Raw genomic sequence first — 21,620 nt, forward strand, 5'->3', positions numbered from 1 at the left:
GAGGAATTCATGGAATTCACGGAACGCCTGGCCGCTCTTGCGAACAAGGTCGCGCATCAAAAGGATGCACTCCAAACGGAGGAAGCCACCAAGAACGCATTCGTCATGCCCTTCATCTCCACGATCCTGGGATACGACGTGTTCAACCCCTCCGAGGTGGTTCCGGAGTTCACGGCGGATGTCGGCCTGAAAAAGGGCGAGAAGATCGATTACGCGATCGTCCAGGACGGCCAGATCCAGATGCTCATCGAATGCAAGCACGTGGGGTCACCGCTTTCACTCGAGCACGCTTCACAGCTGTACCGGTACTTCGCCGTCACGAACGCTCGCATAGCCATTCTGACGAACGGGGAGAAGTACCACTTCTACACCGACCTCGATGCGCCCAACCGAATGGACGACAAGCCGTTCCTCGTCCTGGACCTGCTCGACATCGATGCCACGTTGATCCCGGAACTGCTCAAGCTGAGCAAGACGGAATTCGATCTGGATTCCATCATCAACGCTGCCGGCGAGTTGAAGTATGTGGGGCAGATCAAACGAGCCATTGCGGCTCAGTTCAAGGAGCCATCCGATGATTGGGTCCGGTTCTTCACCAACCGGGTTTACGAAGGTGCGTTCACTCAAAAGGTGCGCGAACAATTCACGCCGCTGGTGAGCAAAGCATCCCAGCAATTCCTCAACGAACAGGTCAACAATCGCCTCGCCACCGCGCTCGGCGCGAGCTCGGTGCCCCCGTCCCTACCCTCCGGCGATGACGTCACCGAAGAGATCACCAGCCGGGAGGAAGCCGAACGAGATCTCGAGGAGAGCCAGGACGACATCGTCACTACGGCGGATGAACTCACCGCGTTCAACATCATCCGCGCGATTGTGTGCGATCGGGTCGACATGTCTCGGGTGACCTACCGGGACGCGAAATCGTATTGCGCGGTTCTGCTGGACAATAACAATCGCAAGACGATCGCCCGCCTGCATTTCAACAGGAGCCGCAAGTACGTGGGCCTTCTCGATGAGAACAAGGTGGAAACGCGCCACGGGATCGACGCACTCGAGCAGATCTACGGGTTCAGCGACGCCTTACGCGAAACGGTGGACCGCTTCAACGGTTGATCCGGGGCAGCTCGTTCACGGAATGCCGCCGCGGCTCACTCCGCCGCAGCGCCCAACACGGTCACGAGGAACTCGCTGTCCGGGGACCAGGGGCGTACGTCCCACCCCGCCAGGGTGAGTTGCGGTGTGAGACCCTCCGCAGCAGCGTCGGCGAAGAACTCCGCGGCGGAGTAGCCGCGCCCCGCGCCGAAACCGACCACCGCGCGGCCGTCCTGACCCAGGTGACTGCGGAAGCCGCGCAGCACGTCCCGCCGGGTGTTTTCCGCTAGGAACGTGACCACGTTGCCCGCGCACACGATGGCGTCGAAGGCGTCCCCGAGGTCCATGTCGGCCAGTACGGCGAGATCGGCCACGCGATACTCAGGGCCCGGGTAGTCCTGCCGGGCGGCGTCGATCAACTCGGGATCCACGTCCACCCCGACCACCCGATGCCCGGCCGCGTGTAGGTACCCGGACAGCCGCCCCGCTCCGCACCCGGCATCCAGGATGCGAGCGCCGCGGGGAACCATGGCGTCGATGAGCCGGGCCTCCCCCACAATGTCCTCCCCGCGCGCGGCCATGGTGCGGAACCGTTCGATGTACCACTGGGAATGCCCGGGGTTCCGAGCCACCTGGGCAAGCCACTTGTTCTGTTCCGTCATGAGGCCAGGCTATCGAGGTGCCGCCCCCTTGCCCACGCTCCGCGTGCCCGCCTCCGTGAACGGTCTGGGTAGGCTGACGATCGGCAGGCTCGTCGGCGAACAATGCTCGGAGGACAGACAGTGGCTGGACGTGGAGGCGTCTCGTGGCGGCTGCGCCTCGCGGCGCTGCGGTACCGATTCGAGGAGAGCCTGTTCCTCTATCCCGCCATCATCATGCTGGGCGGGATCGTGTTGGCAATCATCGCGACGTCCGTCGATCACGCCCTGGGGTACGACACCCACGTGCCGTTCACGCTGGAGATGAGCAGCAACGCGGCCACGTGGTTGCTGGCCACCGTGGCCGGGGCGATGATCACCACCGTGGGCGTGGTGTTCTCCCTGACCGTGGTCAGCCTGCAGTTGGCCAGCAGCCAGTTCTCACCTCGGGTCATGCGGTCCTTCATCCGGGACCGGCTGAGTCAGCGCGTGATCGGCCTGCTCGTGGCCACCTTCTTCTACTGCGTGCTGGCGCTGCCCAGTGTCAGCGGGGAGACCACGGCCCCTGCGCCGAAGGTGTCGCTGACGCTCGCCGTGGTGCTGACGCTGATCACCGTGATCGGCATCATCGTGCACCTGGATCACCTGGCCCACGGGCTCCAGGTGGGCAACGTGGCCCGGGTCATCGCGGACGAGGGAGAGAAGGTGGCCGCCGCACTCGACGAAGTGCCCTCCGGGATGCGTGAGGTCGACCCCCGGGACTTCCACGATGCCCCCGATGACGCCGCGGTCATTCCCGCCACGCGCAGCGGATGGATCAGCCAGGTGGACATCCGCCAGCTCCTCGCGGCCGCCTCCCCCGACACCACCGTGCGCATGGACACCCGCGTGGGTGCTTACATCCACACCGGTGAACCCCTGTTGACGGTGTGGCCCCGCCCCTCGGCCGCCAGCAGGAAGGGTCTCGCCGAGTCGATCGGCGTGTCCGACATGCGCACCACGCTCCAGGACGTCGACTTCTCCATCCGGCAGCTCGTGGACATCGGGCTGCGTGCCCTGAGCCCGGCTGTGAATGACCCCACGACCGCCGTGGAGGTCATCCTGCGGCTGGGGAGTCTGATGCGGACGTTGCTCATCACTCCACTTCCGCCCCCAGCGTTGCAGGACGGATCCCACCGGGTGCTCGTCCAGCCCTGGAACCTCTCCCATGAGGAATACATCGCCCACGCCTTCGATCAGCTCCGGCAGACGTGCCTCGACCAGCCGGACGTGGCCGCCACCATGTTGCGGGAGCTGCGGATGCTGATCACCCACCTGCGAGACCAGGGGCACCCCGATCTGGTTCCGGCACTGCAGCGACAGATGCAACTGCTGCTCGACGGGCTCGAAGCGCAGAAGGACATGCACCCCGAGGATCTACGCCACCTCCGCTCCCTGTCCTCCGACCACACGGATCCCGCCGACCACAGTCGGTGACCCGCCCCCGCCGGGTTACGCACAGAAACCCGAGAACGGGCACTTCGTGACCCTCGACGTGTCCGCTGAGACCGGACCGAGGGAACAGTTCCAAGAGGCCTTCTACGGCACTGATTACACGTTCAATCCGCACGAATGGAAATTCATCACTCCGGCCGGGACCACGGCGAACTCGGTGGCATCAGCCGCGTCCTACATGTGCTTGCCCGATGCAGAGCGGATCCCGGAGATGGGGCCCGCCGAGCGTGCGACCGGCAAGATCGTGTTGGACGTGCCCGCGAAAACGGGAACCCTGGTCTATGCGCCCGGTTTCGTGGACCAGGCCTGGGAGTGGAAGCTGTAGGCTCCATCCTTCGTGGTGCCCGCGCGTAGCGAACGCGCCACGACCACTGCGCGACGACGCCGCCCGGGTTCCGCACACGAAGCCCGGGCGTCGTCGTACCCGCGGAGCGCACCCAACGCGGCGTCGGGCACTGCGCGGCGTCGTCGACCGGGCCCGGCGACCTGTGCCACTCGGGCACCTCCGAGCGCAGGCCCGGACGGCTCCCGGGCAACTCCTAAGAACACGACGGAGCACTACGGAGTGTGTTTTCACGCGTCAGGCGTATCATGCCGGTTGTTAGGTAGCCTTCTTTCCCTGCCGGACGTCCTTCTGACCATCCTTGGAGCCGCAATGCACTTGATCCCTCGCGAGCAGGAGAAACTGCAGATCGTCGTCGCCGCGGACCTCGCACGCAGACGCCAGGCTCGGGGCCTGAAGCTCAATTACCCGGAGGCCGTGGCGATCATCAGTTACGAACTGATCGAGGGCGCCCGGGACGGCCGCACGGTGGCGGACCTCATGAGTTGGGGGACCACCATCCTCGGCCGGGACGACGTCATGGAGGGTGTGCCCGAGATGATCTCGGACGTCCAGGTGGAGGCCACCTTCCCGGACGGCACCAAGCTCGTCACCGTCCACACCCCCATCCGATAGGCAGGAGACTCCCATGATCCCTGGCGAATACGTCCTGGCGGACACCCCCGTGGTGTGCAACGAGGGCCGCGACACCGTGGAGCTGGACGTCACCAACACCGGCGACCGCCCGGTGCAGGTGGGCTCCCACTTCCACTTCTCGGAGACCAACCCGGCGCTGCGCTTCGATCGCGACGCCGCCCGCGGCTTCCACCTCGACATCCCCGCCGGCACGGCCGTGCGCTTCGAACCGGGGGACAAGAAGACCGTCCGCCTGGTGGCGATGGCCGGTGACCGTGCCGTGTTCGGATTCCGCAACGTCGTCAACGGCCCCCTGGACAGTGAGGAACGCTCATGAGCTTCGAGATGTCCCGGCAGCAGTACGCCGGTCTGTACGGCCCCACCACGGGGGACGCCGTCCGGCTCGCGGACACGGACCTGTTCCTGGAGGTGGAGAAGGACCTCACGAGCCACGGTGACGAGACCGTGTTCGGCGGCGGCAAGGTCATCCGCGACGGGATGGGTCAGGACGGCAACACCGTCCGCGACGGCGCCCCGGGTGACCTGGCCGTGGCAGACACCGTGATCACCAACGTGATCGTCCTGGACCACACGGGCATCTACAAGGCGGACGTGGGGCTGCGGGACGGACGGATCCTGGCCATCGGCAAGGCCGGCAACCCCAACATCATGGACGGCGTGGACGTGGTGATCGGTCCCGCGACCGAGGCCGTGGCCGGTGAGGGCCGCATCCTCACCGCCGGGGGCCTGGACACCCACATCCACTTCATCAGCCCCGACCAGTTCGCTACCGCCCTGAACTCGGGGATCACCACCATGATCGGTGGCGGTACCGGACCCGCGGAGGGCACGAAGGCCACGACCATCACGCCCGGGTCCTGGAACCTCGCGAACATGCTGCGCGCCGTCGAGAACTTTCCCATGAACGTGGGCCTGCTGGGCAAGGGGCACGCGAGTGCGGTGGAACCGCTGGCCGAGCAGATCAAAGCCGGTGCCATTGGGCTCAAGGTGCACGAGGACTGGGGCGCCACGCCCGCGGCGATCGACAACTCCTTGAAGGTGGCCGACCATTACGACGTGCAGGTGGCCATCCACACGGACACCCTCAACGAGGCCGGGTTCGTGGAGGACACGATCAAGGCCATCGACGGGCGGGTCATCCACACGTACCACACCGAGGGTGCCGGCGGCGGCCACGCCCCGGACATCATCAAGATCGCCGCGTTCCCCAACGTGCTGCCCGCCTCCACGAACCCCACGTTGCCGTTCACACGCAACACGGAGGAGGAGCACCTGGACATGCTCATGGTGTGCCATCACCTCAACCCTGACATCCCCGAGGACGTGGCGTTCGCGGATTCCCGCATCCGCCCGGAGACGATCGCTGCGGAGGACGTGTTGCAGGACATGGGCATCTTTTCCATCACGAGCTCCGACTCCCAGGCCATGGGCCGCGTGGGGGAAGTGATCCTGCGGACGTGGCAGGTCGCGGACAAGATGAAGAAGCAGCGCGGCAAGCTGGACGGGGACACCGAGCGCGGCGACAACTTCCGGCTCAAGCGCTACATCTCCAAATACACGATCAACCCCGCGCTCGCCCACGGTGTGAGTGACTACGTGGGCAGTGTGGAGGCCGGGAAGTTCGCGGACCTGGTGCTGTGGGAACCTGCGTTCTTCGGCGTCAAACCGTTCATGGTGTTCAAGGGCGGGCAGGTGGTCTCCTCCCTCATGGGTGATTCCAACGGGTCCATCCCCACGCCCCAGCCCATGACCATGCGCGGTTCGTTCGGCGGGTTGGGTTCCGCGGTGCACTCCTCCTCCATCACGTTCATGTCCCAGGCGGCCGTGGACGCGGGCGTCCCGGAGCAGCTCGGTCTGCGGAAGACCGTCAAGGCGGTCCACGGCATCCGGTCCCTGCGCAAGTCCGACCTCGCGTTCAACGGCGAGACCCCCGAGCTGGACGTGGACCCCGAAACCTACGAGGTGCGCGTGGACGGCGAGAAGGTCACGTGCGAGCCCGTGGACGTGCTCCCCATGGCCCAGCGGTACTTCCTGTTCTGAGCCCACGCGGCCGCCGGCAATCCGCGGACGACGGCGCTCGGCTGGCACCCGGCGCCGCCAACCAGTCGTTACGGGCCCGTCGTTGCCGCCCCGGCACCGGCACCCCGACCAACCATTCCCGACACGTTCCCGACAAGGAGGATCTCGTGATCGTCGACCGCGTCCTGGGCAACCTGGCCGATTTGTCCCCCTCCGAACGGCAGGGGCTGCACGTGGAGAAGGTGGTGCTGCCCAGTTCCGAACTCGTGAAGCGGATCCAGCGCGTGACCACGGATCACGGCCGCACCCTGGGGTTGCGCCTGGACAGTCCGCGCGGCGCGGTCGGCGACCTCCAGGACGGGGACATCCTGCTCCGGGACGAGCGCGGCGTCGTCGTCGTGTCCGTCGAGGCCTCGGACGTGCTCGTGATCGCCCCGCGCACCATCACCGAGATGGGCGTGACGGCGCACGGGCTGGGCAACCGGCACCTGCAGGCCCAGTTCTTCGACACGTCCTCCGAATACGGCGCAGAGGTCATGGTGGTGCAGTTCGACCACACGGTGACCCAGTACCTGGACGAGCACGGCGTGCCGTACGAGCGGCAGGAACGCGTGATGCCGGTCCCGTTCCGCCACGCGGAGCACACGCACTAATGACCGGGGACGCACAGGACTGGGCGGGATCTCTCCTGCCGCTGCTGCAGATCTGCGATTCCGCGCTGCCCACGGGGGCGTTCGCGCACACGTTCGGCATGGAGACCTACCTGGAACGTGGCACCGTGTCGGACCAAGCGAGCTTCCAGGACTGGCTGGAACGTTTCCTCGACCACCAGCTCGTCTACGCGGACGGTCTGGCCGTGCGGCTCACCGCGGAGTTGTTCGCGGGGACGACGGCGAACGGAGCCTCGGCGGGCACGGCACCTTCCGCGCTGGCGGCCGCCGACGGCGCGGCGTCGCCCGCGGATCCCCCCGCAGCCCCGGCGGACGCGACACCCGACTCCGACTTCGACGCCGGCCTCGTCCGACTCGACGCCCTCATGTTCGCCCAGGCCCTACCGGCCCAGGTGCGACAAGCCGGGCTGACCATGGGACGCCGGCTGCTCGAGATCGGCACGCTGTCCCTACCCGGCCCGGGACTGGAACGCTACGCCCGCCTCGTGGCGGAGGGGACGTGCCGCGGCCACCAGGCGATCGTGTTCGCGCTGATCGGGGTGGACCACGGTGTGCCCCCGGCAGCGATCACGCAGGCCTTCCTGTTCTCCACCCTCACCTCGCTGACCCAGAACGCGGTGCGCGGGATCCCCATCGGGCAGAACGCGGGCCAGCGCACCCTGGGGGCACTGCGCCCCCGGGTCGCGGCCGCGTGGGAACGCATCTCCGCACTCGACATGTCCGATCTGGGCGTGGTCTCCCCGGGGTTGGAGATCGCCCAGATGCACCACGAAACCCAACGCGCGCGCATGTTCATGAGCTGAACCGCGCCACCGAACGTACGGAGGAATAAACCACATGACGGCAGTGAAGATCGGGATCGGCGGACCGGTGGGCGCGGGCAAGACCCAGTTGATCGAACGCCTCACCCGGGCGCTGAGCCAGGACATCTCCATGGCGGCGATCACCAACGACATCTACACGATCGAGGACGCCAAGATCCTCTCCCGCAACAGCGTGCTGCCCCTGGACAGGATCGTGGGACTCGAGACCGGCGGGTGCCCCCACACCGCGATCCGCGAGGACACCTCCATGAACCAGGCGGCGATCGACCGGTTGGAGCAGGAGCACCCGGACCTCGAGGTCGTGTTCGTGGAATCCGGCGGGGACAACCTCTCCGCCACGTTCAGCCCCGAGCTCGTGGACTTCTCGATCTACATCATCGACGTGGCCCAGGGCGAGAAGATCCCCCGCAAGGCCGGCCAGGGCATGATCAAGTCCGATCTGTTCATCATCAACAAGACGGACCTGGCGCCGCACGTGGGGGCGGACCTCACGGTCATGGAGGCCGATTCCCGCCAGTTCCGCGGGGACAAGGCGTTCTGCTTCACCAATCTGAAGACGGACGAGGGCCTCGAGCACGTGATCGAGTGGTTGCGCCACGACGTCCTCATGCAGGACCTCGCGTGAGCCCAGCCGCACCGGTGACCGACACGCACGCCTCCGCCGCGCCGACGGCCACGCGGGACGACGCGTCCGAGTCGGCGTCGACGACCGCGGGGACAGCTGCGACCAAGCTGACTGTGGCGGCATCGGCGAACACGGTGACCGCGGCGTCGTCGTCCCCCGGAACTGCGCGAGAGACGTGGCGCGGTGAACTGGAACTGGGAATCACGGCGCGCCCGGGGCGTTCCGTGGCGACCCACCAGTTCCACCGCGGGGCGCTGCGCGTGCTGCGCCCGCACTACCTGGACGCGAGTGGGCAGGTGACCTACACGGTGGTCAATCCCGGCGGCGCGTACCTGGACGGTGACCGTTACCGCGTGGCCGTCACGGTCGGGGACGGCGCGGACCTGCTGCTGACCACCCAGTCCGCGACCAAGGTCTACCGCACCCCCGTGGGTCTTTCGACCCAGGAGATGACGGTGTGCCTGGGCTCGGGCGCGCGGCTCGAGTACCTGCCGGACCAATTGATCGCCTACCGGGACTCGCGCTATCGGCAGCACACGCTCGTGGACATGGACCCGTCCGCGACCCTGGTGCTCGCGGAGGTCGTCACGCCCGGCTGGTCCCCCACGGGCGAGCCGTTCCGCTACGACAGTGTCCGGTTGCGCACCGAGGTGCGGATGTCCGGGCGCCCCGTGGCGCTCGACAACATCCGCCTGGAACCCTCCGGGGATGAGCCGGGGTTTGACGGTGTGGGCTCGTTCGAGAGGTTCAGCCACGTGGGTTCGCTGCTGGTCCTGGATCCCCGCGTGAACGACGCCGCTCTGGCAGCCGTCCGCGCGCTGCTCACCGAGCGCGCGGGGCACCTCCGTGGCGGCGCCTCCGCCCTGGCCGTGCCCGGGTTCGCGTTGCGTGTGCTGGGCAACTCGACGCAGGAGATCGACGAGCTGATCCTGGCCGCGGTGGCCGTGGTTCGCGAACGGTTCTTCGGCCAGGGGCCCGTGAACCTGAGGAAGTACTGACGTCCGTTGGAGGTAGAGATGACGCGCACCGGTGGAAGTACGGCGGTGACCCGCACGGCAGTGAATGAGTGGAGTCTGCGCTCCCGGGTGCTCGCAACCCTGGGCGCGGTGGTGCTGCTGCACGTCCTCGCGCTGGGCATGTTGGGTGCCGGGGCCCTGGAGAGTTCCGTTCCCTTGTCCATCGGACTCGTGGTCACGTGCTACCTCACGGGGGTGAAGCACAGTTACGACTGGGACCACATCGCCGCGATCGACAACTCGACCCGCCGGTTCATCTCCCAGGGCAAGCGACCGGCGAGCGTGGGTCTCGCGTTCAGCCTGGGGCACAGCTCGGTCGTGATCCTCGCGGGAGTCCTGGTGGTGCTCGGGGCCACGTTCGTGTCCTCGTTCATCGAGGAGGGCACCACCGCGAACACCGCGCTGGGGATCATCGGTGGCACGGTGTCGGGGGTCTTCCTGCTGGTGCTGGGAACGTACAACGCCACCGCGAGCGTGCGGTCGTGGCGGCTGCGGCGCGCGGTGGCGGACGGGCAGCGGATCACGGAGAAGGACATGCGGTCCCAGGGGTTGATCGCCCGCGTCCTGGACCGGCCGCTGCAGCGGGTCAAGAGCCCGCGCAACATCTACGTGCTCGGTTTCCTCTTCGGTCTGGGTTTCGACACCGCGAGCACCGTGTCCCTGTTGATCATCACGGCGTCCGCGTCCGTGGCAGGGGTGTCCACGTGGACCCTGATCTCCCTGCCGTTCTTCTTTGCCGCGGGCATGTGCCTGTGCGATTCCCTCAACGGACTGGCCGTGCTGCGCATGTACGGCTCCACGTGGCGCGATCCCGTGCGCAAACTCGGGTTCAACGCGGTGATCACGGGCATCTCCGCGGTCTCCGCCCTGTTCATCGCCTTCATCACGGTGGGCGCGGTGCTCAACACCGCGTTCGACCTGAACGATCCGCTCACCACTTTCCTCGCCTCCGTGGAGCTGGGCCACGCGGGACTGTTGTTGATCGCGGGGCTGCTCGCGGTGTGGGGGATCTTCGCCCTGGTTCACCGCTCGTCGTGGCGGGCCTCCCCCGCCCTCCACTGACGGGAGCGTAGCGCCAGAACGGTCCACGTGACGAGTACGAAGGGCCACGTGTACGGCGCGACCCCCACGGCCGTGATGACCCACCACAGCGGCACGGTGAGCGCGGCGGCCAGGACGGGCACCCCGATCCGCAGGATGCGGGACCCCCGCGCGGGGAACGCGACACCGAGCGCCACGGTCACGAGCATCGCGCCGTAGCCCAGCAACCCGGATGCGGCGGGGCCCTGCCCGATCCCCACGAACCCGGCGAGCGTGCCCACCAGGGTCCCGGCCGCCGCCCACACACCGGCCCGCCACCCGGCGGCGAACATCCCCGCGAGCACCAACAGCCCGCCCAGCACGGAACCGCCCAGGATTACCTGGTGCGCTCCCCGCACGGCCCCGGCGAGTACGTCGTGCACGGGGGAGCCCAGGGGCACCACGGCTCCCTGGGTCCGTTCGAACGGGGCCGCTACGGCCACCGCGATGCTGTTGACCAGGCAGAACGGCCCCGTGAGCAGCGGAAGGGATTCGGGCCACGAGAGTTTGGGGGCGCCCCACACGATCAGCGCGCAGACCGCCGAACCCGCGAGGGTCCACAACGCCGCGGGGATCCCGGGCCCGCACGCGAGCACCGCGGCACACCCCGTCAGGGCACCGTTGAACCCGTGCAATCCCTGGTCTACCTCTGCGGGGATCACCCCGGCTCGGCTCCGGGCCAGGGCCCTCGCACCGACCCGTGAGCTCTCGGGATCGTGTCCCGGGATGCCACTCCGGGCCCGGGTCCCGCCCTCCCGGAGACGGTGCAGGCCCCGCGCGTCGTCCCACCCGGCGAGCGCCAGCGCACACCCTGCCTGGACCGCCGCCCCCGCGAGCGCGGCGAGCGCGAACCACGCGGACGCCACCGTCATGGCGGCGAGCGCGAACACCGCGGGGCCCCATCCGGCCTGCAGGAAGATCTGGCCTTGGGCCCGGACGATGCCGCGGAGGAAGTTCATGCCCCTATCCTCCTACCGTCATCCCCAGGTCGCGACCCATGTCCCGGGTGCAGCACCCATGATATGCGCCACGGATCCCACGCGGTGCCACCCGGCGGCGCACACACGGATACCCTCGAACCACTGACCCCGCTCACCGGAAGCCGCCCATGTTGATCCTCATCGCCGCCCTGCTCGCCGTGCTCGTGGGTACCGTCCTGCAACGGGTGTCCGGCACCGGGGTGGGCCTCGTGGTGGCACCGGTGCTGTCCCTGATCATGGGTCCCGGCCCGGGAGTCCTCGCGACGAACGCGGCCACCACGTGCTCCGGTTTCCTGATCACCCTGTCCGTGCGCCGATTCGTGGAATGGCGGCACGCGGCGGTGCTGGTCGCGTCCGCCGTGCCCGGGATCGTGGCCGGAGCGCTCGTGGTGCGCTGGGTGCCGAGCGCGTGGTTGCAGGTGGCCGTGGGTGCGGTGGTGCTCGCGGGCCTCGCCGTCACGCGCTTCTCCCCCGCGACCCCCGAGCTCTCCCGTCGCAAGGCCATGGTCCCGACCGGGGTGATCGGAGGATTCTTCAACTCCACCGCGGGTGTGGCGGCCCCCGCCATGGTGATCTACTCGCGCGTGACCCGCTGGGACCAACACCGGTTCGCGGCCACGATGCAGCCCGTATTCATGTCCATGGGGGCCTTGTCGGTGGTCTCCAAACTCGCGGCCGGGGTGCACTTCGCCCTGCCCGTCCCCGCGCTCGCGGCCGTGGGCGCGCTCGTGCTCACGGTCCTGGCCGGGATCGCGGTGGGGACCTGGCTGTCCCGCCACCTCACCAAGGCGACCGCGCAGAAACTGGCCATGGCGCTCGCGGCCGCGGGCGGCGTCGTCGTCCTGTTGCGCGGCGCGGCGACCCTGGTCCTCGGCTGAGCACGGCCGCCCCGCGACGACCCGGCATCACCCGCCGTACGGGCGCATTCGTCACGGGACGACGACGCCGCTGCCCCTGCTACCGCGCGGCCGCCGCCTCGAGCGCGTCCAGGTCGCGCACCTCGTGCCGCCGCCCGTAGGCCATGACGCCCAGGCACAGGGCCGCGATCACGGCACCGGAGGCGAACAGCCACGGGTAGGACGTGAACCGGGCGATCAGTGCGAGGACCATGGGCACGAAGAAGCCCATGTAGGTCAGGGAGTAGAAGACCGCGGTGAGTCCCGCGAGGTCGTCCGGGCGGGCGATGCGTTGGACCTCCTGCAACCCGGAGACCAGCACGAGCCCGTAGCCGCAACCCAGGACCCCGGAGGCCGCGAGGACCACCAGGATGTTCAGGGTTGAGGCGGCGGCCACCCCGGTGAGCATGCCCAGGATCACCGCGACCATGCCCACGGCGAGCGAACGGATGGAACCGTCCCGGTCCAGATGACGGCCCAGGGGCTGGATGAAGAACCCGCAGCCCAGGCCCACCAGGCACATGAGCCCCGAGAACGCGATGCCGTAGTCCGGGCCCACGACGTCCGCCATGAGCGCCGGGAGTATCGCGTACGAGGACGCCGCGCATCCGAACACCCAGGGCGCGGACGGCGCCACCACGAACCAGAACCGGTGCTGACGCGTGGCCGGGATCTTCAGATCGGACAGGAGGGAGCCGTGCGGTGCGCTTGCGTAGCGGGTCTCGGGTGCTCCCGCGACCAGCAGGACCGCGGGCAGACAGATCAAGAGGTTGATCACGTACGGCAACACGGTTTGCAGCGGGGCGAACTGGGCGAGCGTCGCTGCGATCACGGCACCCAGGGCGAAACCGGCCGTGAGCGACAGGGACGCCCTGCGAGCGCCCGAGACCCGCTCCGGGTGCTCCTCGTACGGCCGATCGGAGAGCTCCTTGATCCACGAGGTCCCCACGGCCATGCCCAGTCCCAGGGCCAGCCCGGAGAAGACCCGGCCCACGAAAAGCAGCACCAGACTCCCGGCCCCCAGGGCCAACAGGATGCTGCCCACCATCGCGAGGATGGGCGCGGGGATCATCAGTGCCCGCCGCCCGTGCCGATCGGACAACGGCCCGCCGATCAACAGGGCCGGCACGATCCCCAGGACGTACGCGGCCAGGAGCATGTCCACGGCCACCTGTTCGTACCCCTCCACCGTGCGGTACATGACGAGCAACGGGGTGAACTCGTTGCCACCCCACGCCACCGCCAACAGCGCCGAACTGACCCTCATCCAGGGTTTCACACTCATGACACGATCCCTTCGTACACGCGCTGCAAATGCTCCGCCAACAGGGCTTCCACCCGTTCCGTATCTTTTTCCCGAACGCCCGCCACGATCTCCGCGTGCTGCGCCAGGATCTCGTCAGACCGCTCCTGGGCCGTGCGCACCGCGGTGGCGATCAACCGGATCTGCCGGTCCCGCAACCCCTGGTAGAAACCGCTCAACAGACTGTTGCCCGCGGCCTCCACGAGAGCGGTGTGGAACGCGGCATCCAGCTCACCGAATCGCGGCGTGCCCGCAGCCTTTCGCTGCTGTTCCAGGAGGTCGGCGAGGGTGTCGGGCAGATCGGGATCCCCGATCGCCTCCTTCACGCTCGCGCATTCCACGACCCGCCGCGCAGCGAGCACCTCGCGGGACTCGTGCGGGCCCACCGGCACCACGAGCGCACCACGCTTGGGGTAGAGCCGCATGAGCCCCTCCACCTGGAGCCGCAGGAACGCCTCACGGACCGGAGTCCGGGAGACCCCCAGCTCCGTGGCGAAGACGCCCTCGGACAACATGTGCCCGTCCAGCTCCCCCGTGAGGATCCTGGCCTTGACGTGCTCGTACGCGCGCTCGGCCGCGTTGTACGCCATGGTGCTCCCTGTTCGACGTCGCTCCGGCCGGTTCCGTACCCGCTGGCACGGCCGCGTGCCCCGGGGTGTGGGGCGAGCGGCAACCCGCGGCGATCAGTCCGCGGGTTGCATAGATACAAGCTGCATACTAAGTGTCGCACGTCACTCGGGCAACCGGGACGAGTGGCTCCGCAGCGTCGTCGAACTCTGCTGCGCCGTCGCAATCCGTAGCGCGGTCCAACTCTGCCGATCCGAACCCACGGGACCGAGGCCCGTGCCGGATCAGTGCTCCATCTCGTACAGCCGCCGAGCCCGGACGCGCGCCTCGTGGTGCACGGCGGCGTCGGGATTCACGAGTCGGTAGCACGCGAAACCCAGCAGCACAGCGATCGCGTGCCCGATGGCCGTCCATCCGAAATCCAGGACCATTCCCCCGGCCGCCGCGGCCACGAGCCCCGCGGCCCACAGGAGCCTGCGGCGCGCGGGACCGTGATAGGTGGCCAGCGCGGCGAACGCGAAGAACCCGTAGCTCGCGCCCACGTCGATCCGTTCCGGGATCAGGTCGGGATTCGGGAAGGCCTGGGCCTCCCACATCTGCAGTGCCGCGGTGGACACGGTGGCACCCACGTGCCCGATCACGAAGCCGGCGAACACGCGCCGCCACCCGGAGCGATGTTCCCTGGGCACCACGACCAGGGAGAACGCGACCCACCACACCGCGAGCTCGATGGGTGAGACGTACATGGCGCTGCGCAGCAGAACGGTCACCGGATTGATGCCCAGCTAATGCAGACTCGTGGACTGCTCCACGAGGAACGCTCCCTCGCCGAGCGCGCCCTGCCGCTCGTGGTCGTGGCGTTCGACCAGCACGCCCCGCAGCAGAGCCCGGACACCGTGAACGGCATGGCGGTCGCGGGCGGGTTGATCCCCGCGGTGATCTTCCTGATCGTCATGCTCATCATGGCCGGCTACCCGCTCACGGAGGCAAAGTTCAAGGACATCATGAAGTCCATCGAGGCCAACCGTTCGCTGCGCCACGAGCAGCTGCACCCCGGTGAGGTCCCGGCTCCCGCGGGGGCCCGCACCGACCGCCCCGGCCCCACGGCCCGGGATTCCCACCCCATGACCACCCAGGGCCCGTCTGTGCCGTCCGAGCGCGGCGACGGGTCCGGCCCGTCCACACGCTGATCCGCCATAATCGAGCGGGCCCACCGTTCCAGAGAGGAAACACCATGAAGATCACCGAAGCCAAGGTCATCGTCACCAGTCCCTCACGCAACTTCGTGACGCTCAAGCTCACGACCGACGAGGGTGTCACCGGGATCGGTGACGCGACCCTCAACGGCCGCGAACTGGCGGTGGCCACGTACCTGTCCGACCACGTGGCACCCCTGCTGATCGACCGCGACCCGGCAAACATCGAGGACACGTGGCAGTTCCTGTACCGCTCCGGCTACTGGCGCCGCGGCCCTGTGACCATGGCCGCGATCGCCGCGGTGGACATGGCCCTGTGGGACATCAAGGGCAAGGTGGCCGGCATGCCGGTGTACCAGCTGCTCGGTGGCGCCTCCCGCCGCGGGCTGTCCACGTACGGCCACGCCTCCGGGCGGGACACCGAGGAGATCTTCGACTCGATCCGCTCCGAGCAGGAGCACGGCTACACCGCGATCCGCGTGCAGTCCTCGGTCCCGGGGATCACCGCGCTGTACGGCGTGGCCGCCCAGCCGCAGGCCTCCGGCGAGCGCTCCGACTACCAGCCGGCACAGCGTGCCGCGCTGCCCGCGGAGGAGAACTGGGACACCCGCCCGTACCTGCGCCACATTCCGTCCGTCTTCGAGGCCGTGCGCAACGAGTTCGGCCCGGAGCTGCCCCTGTTGCACGACGGCCACCACCGCATGACTCCCATCCAGGCAGCCAAGCTCGGCAAGTCGCTCGAGCCCTACGACCTGTTCTGGCTCGAGGACTGCACCCCGGCGGAGAACCAGGAGGCCCTGCGGCTGGTGCGTCAGCACACCACGCAGCCGCTCGCCATCGGCAAGGTCTTCAACACGATCTGGGACATCAAGGACCTGATCTCCGAACAGCTGATCGACTACGTGCGCTGCGCGTCCACGCGCTTCGGCGGGATCTCCCCGCTGAAGAAGGTCATGGACTATGCCGCGATGTACCAGGTCAAGTCCGGCTTCCACGGCTCCACGGACGTCTCCCCCGTGGGCTTCGCGGCGCAGCTGCACGTGGGCATGGCCATCCACAACTTCGGCCTGCAGGAGTACATGCCTCACTCGGAGAAGGCCAGCCAGGTCTTCCGTCAGCACATGACGTTCGAGAACGGTCTGCTGCACCCCTCCGACACCCCGGGCCTGGGCGTGGAGATCAACGAGGATGAGGCGGAGAAGTACGAGTACACCACCGCGCACCTGCCCTACAACCGCCTCACCGACGGCACGGTGCACGACCGGTGAGCGGGGTGAGCACGGACATCGCACCGCTCGTGGTGGTCATGGGCGTCTCGGGGTCGGGCAAGACCACGATCGGCACGCTCGTGGCCCACGAGCTGGGTGTGGACTTCGTCGACGGGGACAGCTTGCACCCCATCGAGAACGTCCAGAAAATGGCCTCGGGCACGCCGCTCGACGACGACGACCGCTGGCCCTGGCTCGAGATCGTGGGCCGCACACTGCACGAGCGGGGTGAACAGCACGAGGGCATGGTGATCGCGTGCTCCGCGCTCAAGCGCAAGTACCGGGAACGGATCCGCTCGCAAGCGCCGTCGGCGTTGTTCCTGCACCTGGACGGGTCCGTGGCGGTGCTGACCCGGCGGATCGAGGGCCGCAGCGGGCACTTCATGCCGGCCACGCTGTTGCAGTCCCAGCTGGACACCCTCGAGTCGCTCGCGCAGGAGGAGGGCGGCTACAAGCTCGACATCGATCAGTCCGTGCCGGACATGGTGAACGAGGCAGTGACCAAGCTGCGGGCCATCGCGGCGGCGAACTCGTAGTCCACGCCTTCGCGGCAAGCATCCGAAGCGTCCCAGGGTGCTCGACAGGGCACCCCGGGACGCTTCTTCGATGCGCGTGCCCGTCCGCGACCCGGGACGATGGCGCCGGGCCCGGCGCCGTCGTCAGCCTCGCCGGGTCGCCGGCATCGAACCGGTAGTCCCGCCCCTCACCCTCTGCGCAGTAGGACCGCGACCTCGTAGTGTCCGGTGTGGGGAAACATGTCCAGCAGTCGTGCTTCCACGGGCCGCAAGGACGGCATCCGGCCCAGGTCCCGCGCGAGCGTCGTGGCGTTGCACGACGAGTACACGACATGATCCACCGATGAGTTCTCGAGCCACGCGCACAGGGACGCTTCCAGCCCGCGGCGGGGCGGGTTGACGATCGCGAGCTCCGGGGTGCCGGGCAGATCCGCGGGGGTCGCGGCGGCGTCGTCGGCGAGGAAACGCACGGAACCCGGACCCTCATCCGGTAGCCCCATGGCGCGGGCGGTGTCCCGGGCGGAGGCCACGGCCTCGGCGGAGATCTCGGTGCCCACGACCTCGCGCGTGGGAGCAGCGACATGCAGCGCGAAACCCCCCACCCCGCAGTACAGGTCCCACACGCTCGCCGGGTCCACCGCGTCCACCCAGTCCGCGACCTGGCGGTACAGCTGCTCCGTGACCCGTGTGTTCGTCTGGAAGAACGAGCGCGGCCGGACTCGCAGGTCGATGCCGTTGACCGGCATGATCAGCTCGCCCTGCCGCGAGAGCAGGATCTCCTCGGCGCCCTCGATCACGGCCTTGTGCTCGGGCTGGATGTTCACGGAGAGCACGTCCGCGTGCGGCACGAGCTCGCGCAGCAGATCCGTGTTGTCCCGGATCTTGGCCAGCTGCCCGGTGCTGCGCAGCACGAACCGGATCATGAGCCGCCCGTCCGGGTTCCCCGTGACGATCAGGTGTTTGAGCTCGCCGCGCCGCTTGGCCACGTCGTACGGCAACAGCCGCACCCTCGCGATGAACTCGGCGAGCGCGTGGATCGCGCGCGTCACGGGTTCGGGGTAGAGCGGGCAGTCGCGCAGGTCGATCCCACGGCCCCCGCGGTCCAGGATGCCTAGGGTCGGTGCGCCGACCTTCCCGGCCACGACCATCTTGGCCTTGTTGCGGAACCCCGCCTCCACGGACGCGACCGGCTCGAGCCACCGCGGCTCACCGTGTGAGTCCACGAGGTCGCGCACGAGCTGTTGTTTGCGAGCGAGCTGCCGCGCGTAGGGTACCTCGATCACCGTGCAGGATCGGCACAGGTCCCGATCGTAATATCCGCATTCCACCCGCTCGATTCTACGACGACGCCGCACGCGCCCCTTCCCCGCTCGGGCCGCCCGCCCGCTGGTAATCCCGGCGGTATCGTGACAGCGTGGCACGGACACCGCCCCTTCCGCCCGAGGACCTGCCATGAGCACCCCACACCCCTCCCCCGCCGCGATGCGCGGCCGCAAGGACCCCGCACTGGGCGTCCGCCCGGTGGACTACACCTCGTGGCGCCCTTCCGAGCGGCAAGGGGACGCGGACGCCGTCGGCGATGACTCCGAACCTCGGGCCGGAACAGCGCCGGACGGGACGCCTCGGTCAGGTCCCGGGCCCCGAACAGTTCCCGGCGCGGACGGCACCCGTGCTGTTCCTGCCGCGGGCGGGGCACCCAAACCGGGCCCCGGGCCGCGCACGGTCCCCGCCGGGGAACCCACCACGCCCATCGCGTCCGAAGCACCACGCGAGCTCACGGTGGACCCGCAGCTCGCGGAGTTCGTTCGCCTGTTGCGCGCGGGCATCACCCCCGACACCACTGCCCCCGAGCGTGCGTTCTACACCGTGGACTCCGATCTGTCGGGGGCCCCGGCGCTCGAGGTACCCGCGGACGGCGTCGTCGTACAGGGCGTGTGGGACGTGAGCGAGAGCGCGCTGCAAGCCGTCGTGGCGGACCCCGAGGACACCTGGACCGCGGACCTCGGGCGCACCGACTACTACGTGCGCGGCCGGCTGTGCGTGCAGGTGACCCGGGCGGAGCACCGCGTGGTGGGGATCTACCGCAGCGGGTGGGCGATCGCCCGGCGCCCGGACGAGACCTGGGCGGACACCCCCGACTCCCTCGAGCACACCGGCGCGAAACCCGGGGGCAGCGGCACCCGCTATCCCACCAACCGCAGGGAACTGCTCGAACGGTTGCGCGGGGCGGGCTTCGAGGTCACCACGTCCGGGCCCACCCACGGGAAGATCACCCACCCGGACGTCCCCGGTAGGTTCCTGCCGTTCTCCTCGACACCGTCCTCGCAGCGCTATGGCCGCCACGTGACCACCGCGGTGAAGCGGGTCTTCGGGATCGACCTGCGGGACCCCGCGAAAACCCGGTAACTGCCCTAAGTACCCCCTAAAGGGAGGGCAGGCATTTCCCCTCGGGAACCCCGGAATCACATGCCAAAGGCGTATGCTTTTGCACAGTTCACTCCGCCCGTCCCGGGGAAAATGGTTAGTCTGGGCAAAAGTTCGTCAGGGGGCAAGCGCGCCGAGGTTCTTGGGGAAGAACCGGACGCCCGCGGCGGAGACACGTATTACTTGGGGGATCATTCATGCTCACGTACTCGCAGCTGCGCCGTTCCAGGCCCGGCCACCGCTCACGCGTTCGCGAGGAGGACTCCGTACGCCACGGGTGGGTGCCTGCCGGGAACCGGTGGATCGCGGTGGACGTGCACGAACCCACGGCCACTGAGCGCGGCGGGACCGTCATCATCGTGGGGTCCCCGGGACGCGATCGCGTGACCCTGACCCGCAGCATGATCCACACGGCCCGGGCGCTGGCCGCTCACGGGTGGCGTGTGGTGCGCCTCGACTGGTCCGGGACCGGTCAGAGCCCCACCGCCGAGGAAGCCGTGGACGCCGGACTGTGGGTCGACGACCTGACCACCGTCCGCGATTGGGCGAGCTCCCACGGTCCCGTCCACGGGGTGGGCTTCAGCCTGGGCGGCACCGTGCTCGCCGCCACCGAGGATCATGGCTGGGCCTCCCGGCTGGTGCTGGCCCCCGTGTCCGGTAAGCAGTGGGTGCGCCACCAGAGCGCGCTGCGCCGCATGGGCGGGCCCGACCTACCTCCCCGCGTGAGCGAGGGCACGGAACTGATGAACCTGCAGCTGTCCTCGCACGGCGCGGCCGCGCTCAAGGCGCTTCCCGAGCCCGCGGACGGTCCCGATCGTCGGATCCGCATCCTGTCCGACGAAGAAGCAGGCGCACTCCCGATCAACGTGCACCCCCGCGCGGCTGCCGTCCCCGCCCGTCTGATCGCCACCGTGCGTACCGCGCTGGACGCCGCCCCGGCCGGGACGACGCCGGATGACACCGCTCGTCCCGACGGGGACGGCCTGGTCCCCGAGCAGGAGATCACCGTGGACGTGGCCGGGACACCCGTGGTGCTGCGGCGCTCGACCAGCGGGGCCGCCCGACGCCCGGCCATCATCACCGAGCCGGTGACCCGCGACCACGACGCCCCCGGGCTGGCGTTCATCTCCCCGGGTTCGGAGGTCATGGAGGCCTCCGGCGGTCTGTGGCTGCGCACCGCGCTGCTCGCGTCCGCGCGCGGCGCCGTGTGCTTGCTCGCCGAACGCTCCGACACCGGTGAGCTCGTGCGCTCGGACATCACGCAGGACTCCAACCCGTACGCTCACCACACGCTCACCGAGTCCCGGGAACTCGTGATGCACCTGAGCGAACTCACGGACGGTCCGCTCCTGGGGGCGGGCATCTGTCTGGGCGCGTGGGGCCTGGTGGCCTCGGCCCACGGACTGCCCGCAACCGTGAGCGAACGACTCACGCTCATGGTCATCAACAACGTCGCGTGGCAGCGGGCACCGTGGCGCTACTGGCGCCAGGGCCTGCGCGGCGGCCCCCTGGCCCCAACCCTGCCCGGGCAGGACGAGGCGGCGGCAGCGCGGTCGTCCGCTCCCGCCGCCGACGACGCACCCGCCGGCTCCCGCTGGGATGCCGTCCTGGCCGGGCTCAACGCCTACGTGGGGACGACGGCGCGCACCGTGGTACGCGGCACCCGTCACCGCGCCCGCAACGCGTCACCTCGGGTCAATGCGCTCGCGGCCGGGGTGGGGGTCATCGACGTCCCGCAACCCACGCTGCGCCGGCTCGCCAAGATCCCCGGACTCACGGTGGACGCGGTCTTCGGACCCGCCGATGCCAAGCACTGCGGGGTCACACCTCAGCGCCTGGGCCCGCGCAGCACGCTCACCGTCCTGGACCCGTTGGACCACTCGCTGTTCGCCACGGAATCGTGCCGCCGGATGGTGGATTACGTCCTGGCGTACGTGCCCGAGGTGTGAACCGCGGCGTGTACGGGACAGCGGGCCGATGACAGCCGCCGGCAAATGACTCAGGAGCCCCGCACGGGTGGCGTTGCCAGCACG

23 protein-coding genes are annotated in these 21,620 nt (G+C 68.8%); 17 read left to right on the forward strand and 6 right to left on the reverse strand.

All coding sequences use genetic code 11. The annotated features are described in order from the left end of the window. Nucleotides 1-9 precede the first annotated feature (9 nt). Nucleotides 10-1,113 (forward strand): type I restriction endonuclease, encoded by a 1,104-nt coding sequence (locus B3I25_RS01260; RefSeq protein WP_085106533.1) that lies wholly within the window; start codon nucleotides 10-12, stop codon nucleotides 1,111-1,113. Nucleotides 1,114-1,148: 35 nt separating this feature from the next. Here the strand turns inward: B3I25_RS01260 and B3I25_RS01265 are convergent, their stop codons facing one another. Then, a complete protein-coding gene (locus B3I25_RS01265) occupies nucleotides 1,149-1,754 on the reverse strand; it encodes a class I SAM-dependent methyltransferase (protein ID WP_286737565.1) in 606 nt (201 codons plus the stop codon). Nucleotides 1,755-1,874: 120 nt separating this feature from the next. On the opposite strand from B3I25_RS01265, the gene B3I25_RS01270 reads away from it, so the two are divergent. The 10 genes from B3I25_RS01270 to B3I25_RS01315 all read left to right on the forward strand — a co-directional run bounded on the left by B3I25_RS01270 (nucleotide 1,875) and on the right by B3I25_RS01315 (nucleotide 10,420). Beyond that, nucleotides 1,875-3,206: a DUF2254 domain-containing protein gene (locus B3I25_RS01270; protein ID WP_286737566.1), complete on the forward strand. Its 1,332-nt coding sequence runs from the start codon at nucleotides 1,875-1,877 to the stop codon at nucleotides 3,204-3,206. 46 nt (nucleotides 3,207-3,252) lie between these two features. Further along, nucleotides 3,253-3,549, forward strand: coding sequence for a hypothetical protein (locus B3I25_RS01275; RefSeq protein ID WP_286737568.1), 297 nt, complete (start codon nucleotides 3,253-3,255; stop codon nucleotides 3,547-3,549). A gap of 330 nt (nucleotides 3,550-3,879) precedes the next feature. Further along, nucleotides 3,880-4,182: an urease subunit gamma gene (locus tag B3I25_RS01280; protein ID WP_035964916.1), complete on the forward strand. Its 303-nt coding sequence runs from the start codon at nucleotides 3,880-3,882 to the stop codon at nucleotides 4,180-4,182. A 13-nt stretch (nucleotides 4,183-4,195) separates the two neighbouring features. Beyond that, nucleotides 4,196-4,519, forward strand: coding sequence for an urease subunit beta (locus tag B3I25_RS01285; protein ID WP_286737569.1), 324 nt, complete (start codon nucleotides 4,196-4,198; stop codon nucleotides 4,517-4,519). Then, nucleotides 4,516-6,243, forward strand: coding sequence for an urease subunit alpha (ureC, locus tag B3I25_RS01290; protein ID WP_206479098.1), 1,728 nt, complete (start codon nucleotides 4,516-4,518; stop codon nucleotides 6,241-6,243). The genes B3I25_RS01285 and ureC overlap by 4 nt, the downstream gene beginning before the upstream one ends. Nucleotides 6,244-6,389: 146 nt before the next feature. After that, nucleotides 6,390-6,875, forward strand: coding sequence for an urease accessory protein UreE (gene ureE, locus B3I25_RS01295; RefSeq protein ID WP_286737570.1), 486 nt, complete (start codon nucleotides 6,390-6,392; stop codon nucleotides 6,873-6,875). Next, nucleotides 6,875-7,696, forward strand: coding sequence for an urease accessory protein UreF (locus B3I25_RS01300; protein ID WP_286737571.1), 822 nt, complete (start codon nucleotides 6,875-6,877; stop codon nucleotides 7,694-7,696). The genes ureE and B3I25_RS01300 overlap by 1 nt, the downstream gene beginning before the upstream one ends. A 34-nt stretch (nucleotides 7,697-7,730) precedes the next feature. Continuing rightward, nucleotides 7,731-8,342 (forward strand): urease accessory protein UreG, encoded by a 612-nt coding sequence (gene ureG, locus B3I25_RS01305; RefSeq protein ID WP_035964924.1) that lies wholly within the window; start codon nucleotides 7,731-7,733, stop codon nucleotides 8,340-8,342. Next, complete coding sequence (locus B3I25_RS01310; protein ID WP_286737574.1) at nucleotides 8,339-9,340, forward strand: urease accessory protein UreD; 1,002 nt, start codon at nucleotides 8,339-8,341, stop codon at nucleotides 9,338-9,340. Before ureG ends, B3I25_RS01310 begins: the two co-directional genes overlap by 4 nt. 45 nt (nucleotides 9,341-9,385) lie before the next feature. Then, nucleotides 9,386-10,420 (forward strand): HoxN/HupN/NixA family nickel/cobalt transporter, encoded by a 1,035-nt coding sequence (locus B3I25_RS01315; RefSeq protein ID WP_286737575.1) that lies wholly within the window; start codon nucleotides 9,386-9,388, stop codon nucleotides 10,418-10,420. On the opposite strand, the gene B3I25_RS01320 is transcribed toward B3I25_RS01315, so the two are convergent. Beyond that, the gene (locus B3I25_RS01320; protein WP_064845598.1) at nucleotides 10,381-11,397 is read right to left on the reverse strand and encodes an urea transporter; all 1,017 of its coding nucleotides are present in this window, start codon (nucleotides 11,395-11,397) and stop codon (nucleotides 10,381-10,383) included. The two genes, B3I25_RS01315 and B3I25_RS01320, sit on opposite strands and share 40 nt — an antisense overlap. 149 nt (nucleotides 11,398-11,546) lie before the next feature. On the opposite strand from B3I25_RS01320, the gene B3I25_RS01325 reads away from it, so the two are divergent. Continuing rightward, nucleotides 11,547-12,296 (forward strand): sulfite exporter TauE/SafE family protein, encoded by a 750-nt coding sequence (locus B3I25_RS01325; protein WP_064845599.1) that lies wholly within the window; start codon nucleotides 11,547-11,549, stop codon nucleotides 12,294-12,296. A 79-nt stretch (nucleotides 12,297-12,375) separates the two neighbouring features. Here B3I25_RS01325 and B3I25_RS01330 read toward each other — a convergent pair whose 3' ends face one another. From B3I25_RS01330 to B3I25_RS01340, 3 genes are all read right to left on the reverse strand, one after another. Next, nucleotides 12,376-13,599 carry an MFS transporter gene (locus tag B3I25_RS01330; RefSeq protein WP_206399621.1) on the reverse strand — a complete coding sequence of 408 codons (1,224 nt, stop codon included), beginning with the start codon at nucleotides 13,597-13,599 and terminating at the stop codon, nucleotides 12,376-12,378. Beyond that, entirely contained in the window at nucleotides 13,596-14,207 is a 612-nt protein-coding gene (locus B3I25_RS01335; protein WP_064845601.1) for a GntR family transcriptional regulator, read from the reverse strand. Before B3I25_RS01335 ends, B3I25_RS01330 begins: the two co-directional genes overlap by 4 nt. Before the next feature lie 261 nt (nucleotides 14,208-14,468). Beyond that, nucleotides 14,469-14,954: a rhomboid-like protein gene (locus B3I25_RS01340; protein WP_286737578.1), complete on the reverse strand. Its 486-nt coding sequence runs from the start codon at nucleotides 14,952-14,954 to the stop codon at nucleotides 14,469-14,471. An 18-nt stretch (nucleotides 14,955-14,972) separates the two neighbouring features. On the opposite strand from B3I25_RS01340, the gene B3I25_RS01345 reads away from it, so the two are divergent. From B3I25_RS01345 to B3I25_RS01355, 3 genes are read left to right on the forward strand one after another with little or no spacing between them, the layout of a single operon-like run. Beyond that, nucleotides 14,973-15,374: a hypothetical protein gene (locus B3I25_RS01345; RefSeq protein WP_098053632.1), complete on the forward strand. Its 402-nt coding sequence runs from the start codon at nucleotides 14,973-14,975 to the stop codon at nucleotides 15,372-15,374. Between the two features lie 44 nt (nucleotides 15,375-15,418). Then, the gene (gene manD, locus B3I25_RS01350; RefSeq protein ID WP_286737579.1) at nucleotides 15,419-16,648 is read left to right on the forward strand and encodes a D-mannonate dehydratase ManD; all 1,230 of its coding nucleotides are present in this window, start codon (nucleotides 15,419-15,421) and stop codon (nucleotides 16,646-16,648) included. A 5-nt stretch (nucleotides 16,649-16,653) separates the two neighbouring features. Next, the gene (locus B3I25_RS01355) at nucleotides 16,654-17,184 is read left to right on the forward strand and encodes a gluconokinase (RefSeq protein ID WP_286737580.1); all 531 of its coding nucleotides are present in this window, start codon (nucleotides 16,654-16,656) and stop codon (nucleotides 17,182-17,184) included. A 167-nt stretch (nucleotides 17,185-17,351) separates the two neighbouring features. Here the strand turns inward: B3I25_RS01355 and rlmC are convergent, their stop codons facing one another. Further along, a complete protein-coding gene (gene rlmC, locus B3I25_RS01360) occupies nucleotides 17,352-18,491 on the reverse strand; it encodes a 23S rRNA (uracil(747)-C(5))-methyltransferase RlmC (RefSeq protein ID WP_144998506.1) in 1,140 nt (379 codons plus the stop codon). A 124-nt stretch (nucleotides 18,492-18,615) separates the two neighbouring features. On the opposite strand from rlmC, the gene B3I25_RS01365 reads away from it, so the two are divergent. Together B3I25_RS01365 and B3I25_RS01370 are read left to right on the forward strand one after the other, a co-directional pair. Then, nucleotides 18,616-19,569 (forward strand): hypothetical protein, encoded by a 954-nt coding sequence (locus B3I25_RS01365; RefSeq protein WP_286737581.1) that lies wholly within the window; start codon nucleotides 18,616-18,618, stop codon nucleotides 19,567-19,569. 215 nt (nucleotides 19,570-19,784) lie between these two features. Then, nucleotides 19,785-21,536: an alpha/beta hydrolase gene (locus B3I25_RS01370; RefSeq protein ID WP_286737582.1), complete on the forward strand. Its 1,752-nt coding sequence runs from the start codon at nucleotides 19,785-19,787 to the stop codon at nucleotides 21,534-21,536. Nucleotides 21,537-21,620: the final 84 nt, after the last annotated feature.

This window comes from Kocuria sp. UBA1838 (assembly GCF_002338785.1).
Lineage (GTDB): Bacteria > Actinomycetota > Actinomycetes > Actinomycetales > Micrococcaceae > Kocuria > Kocuria marina.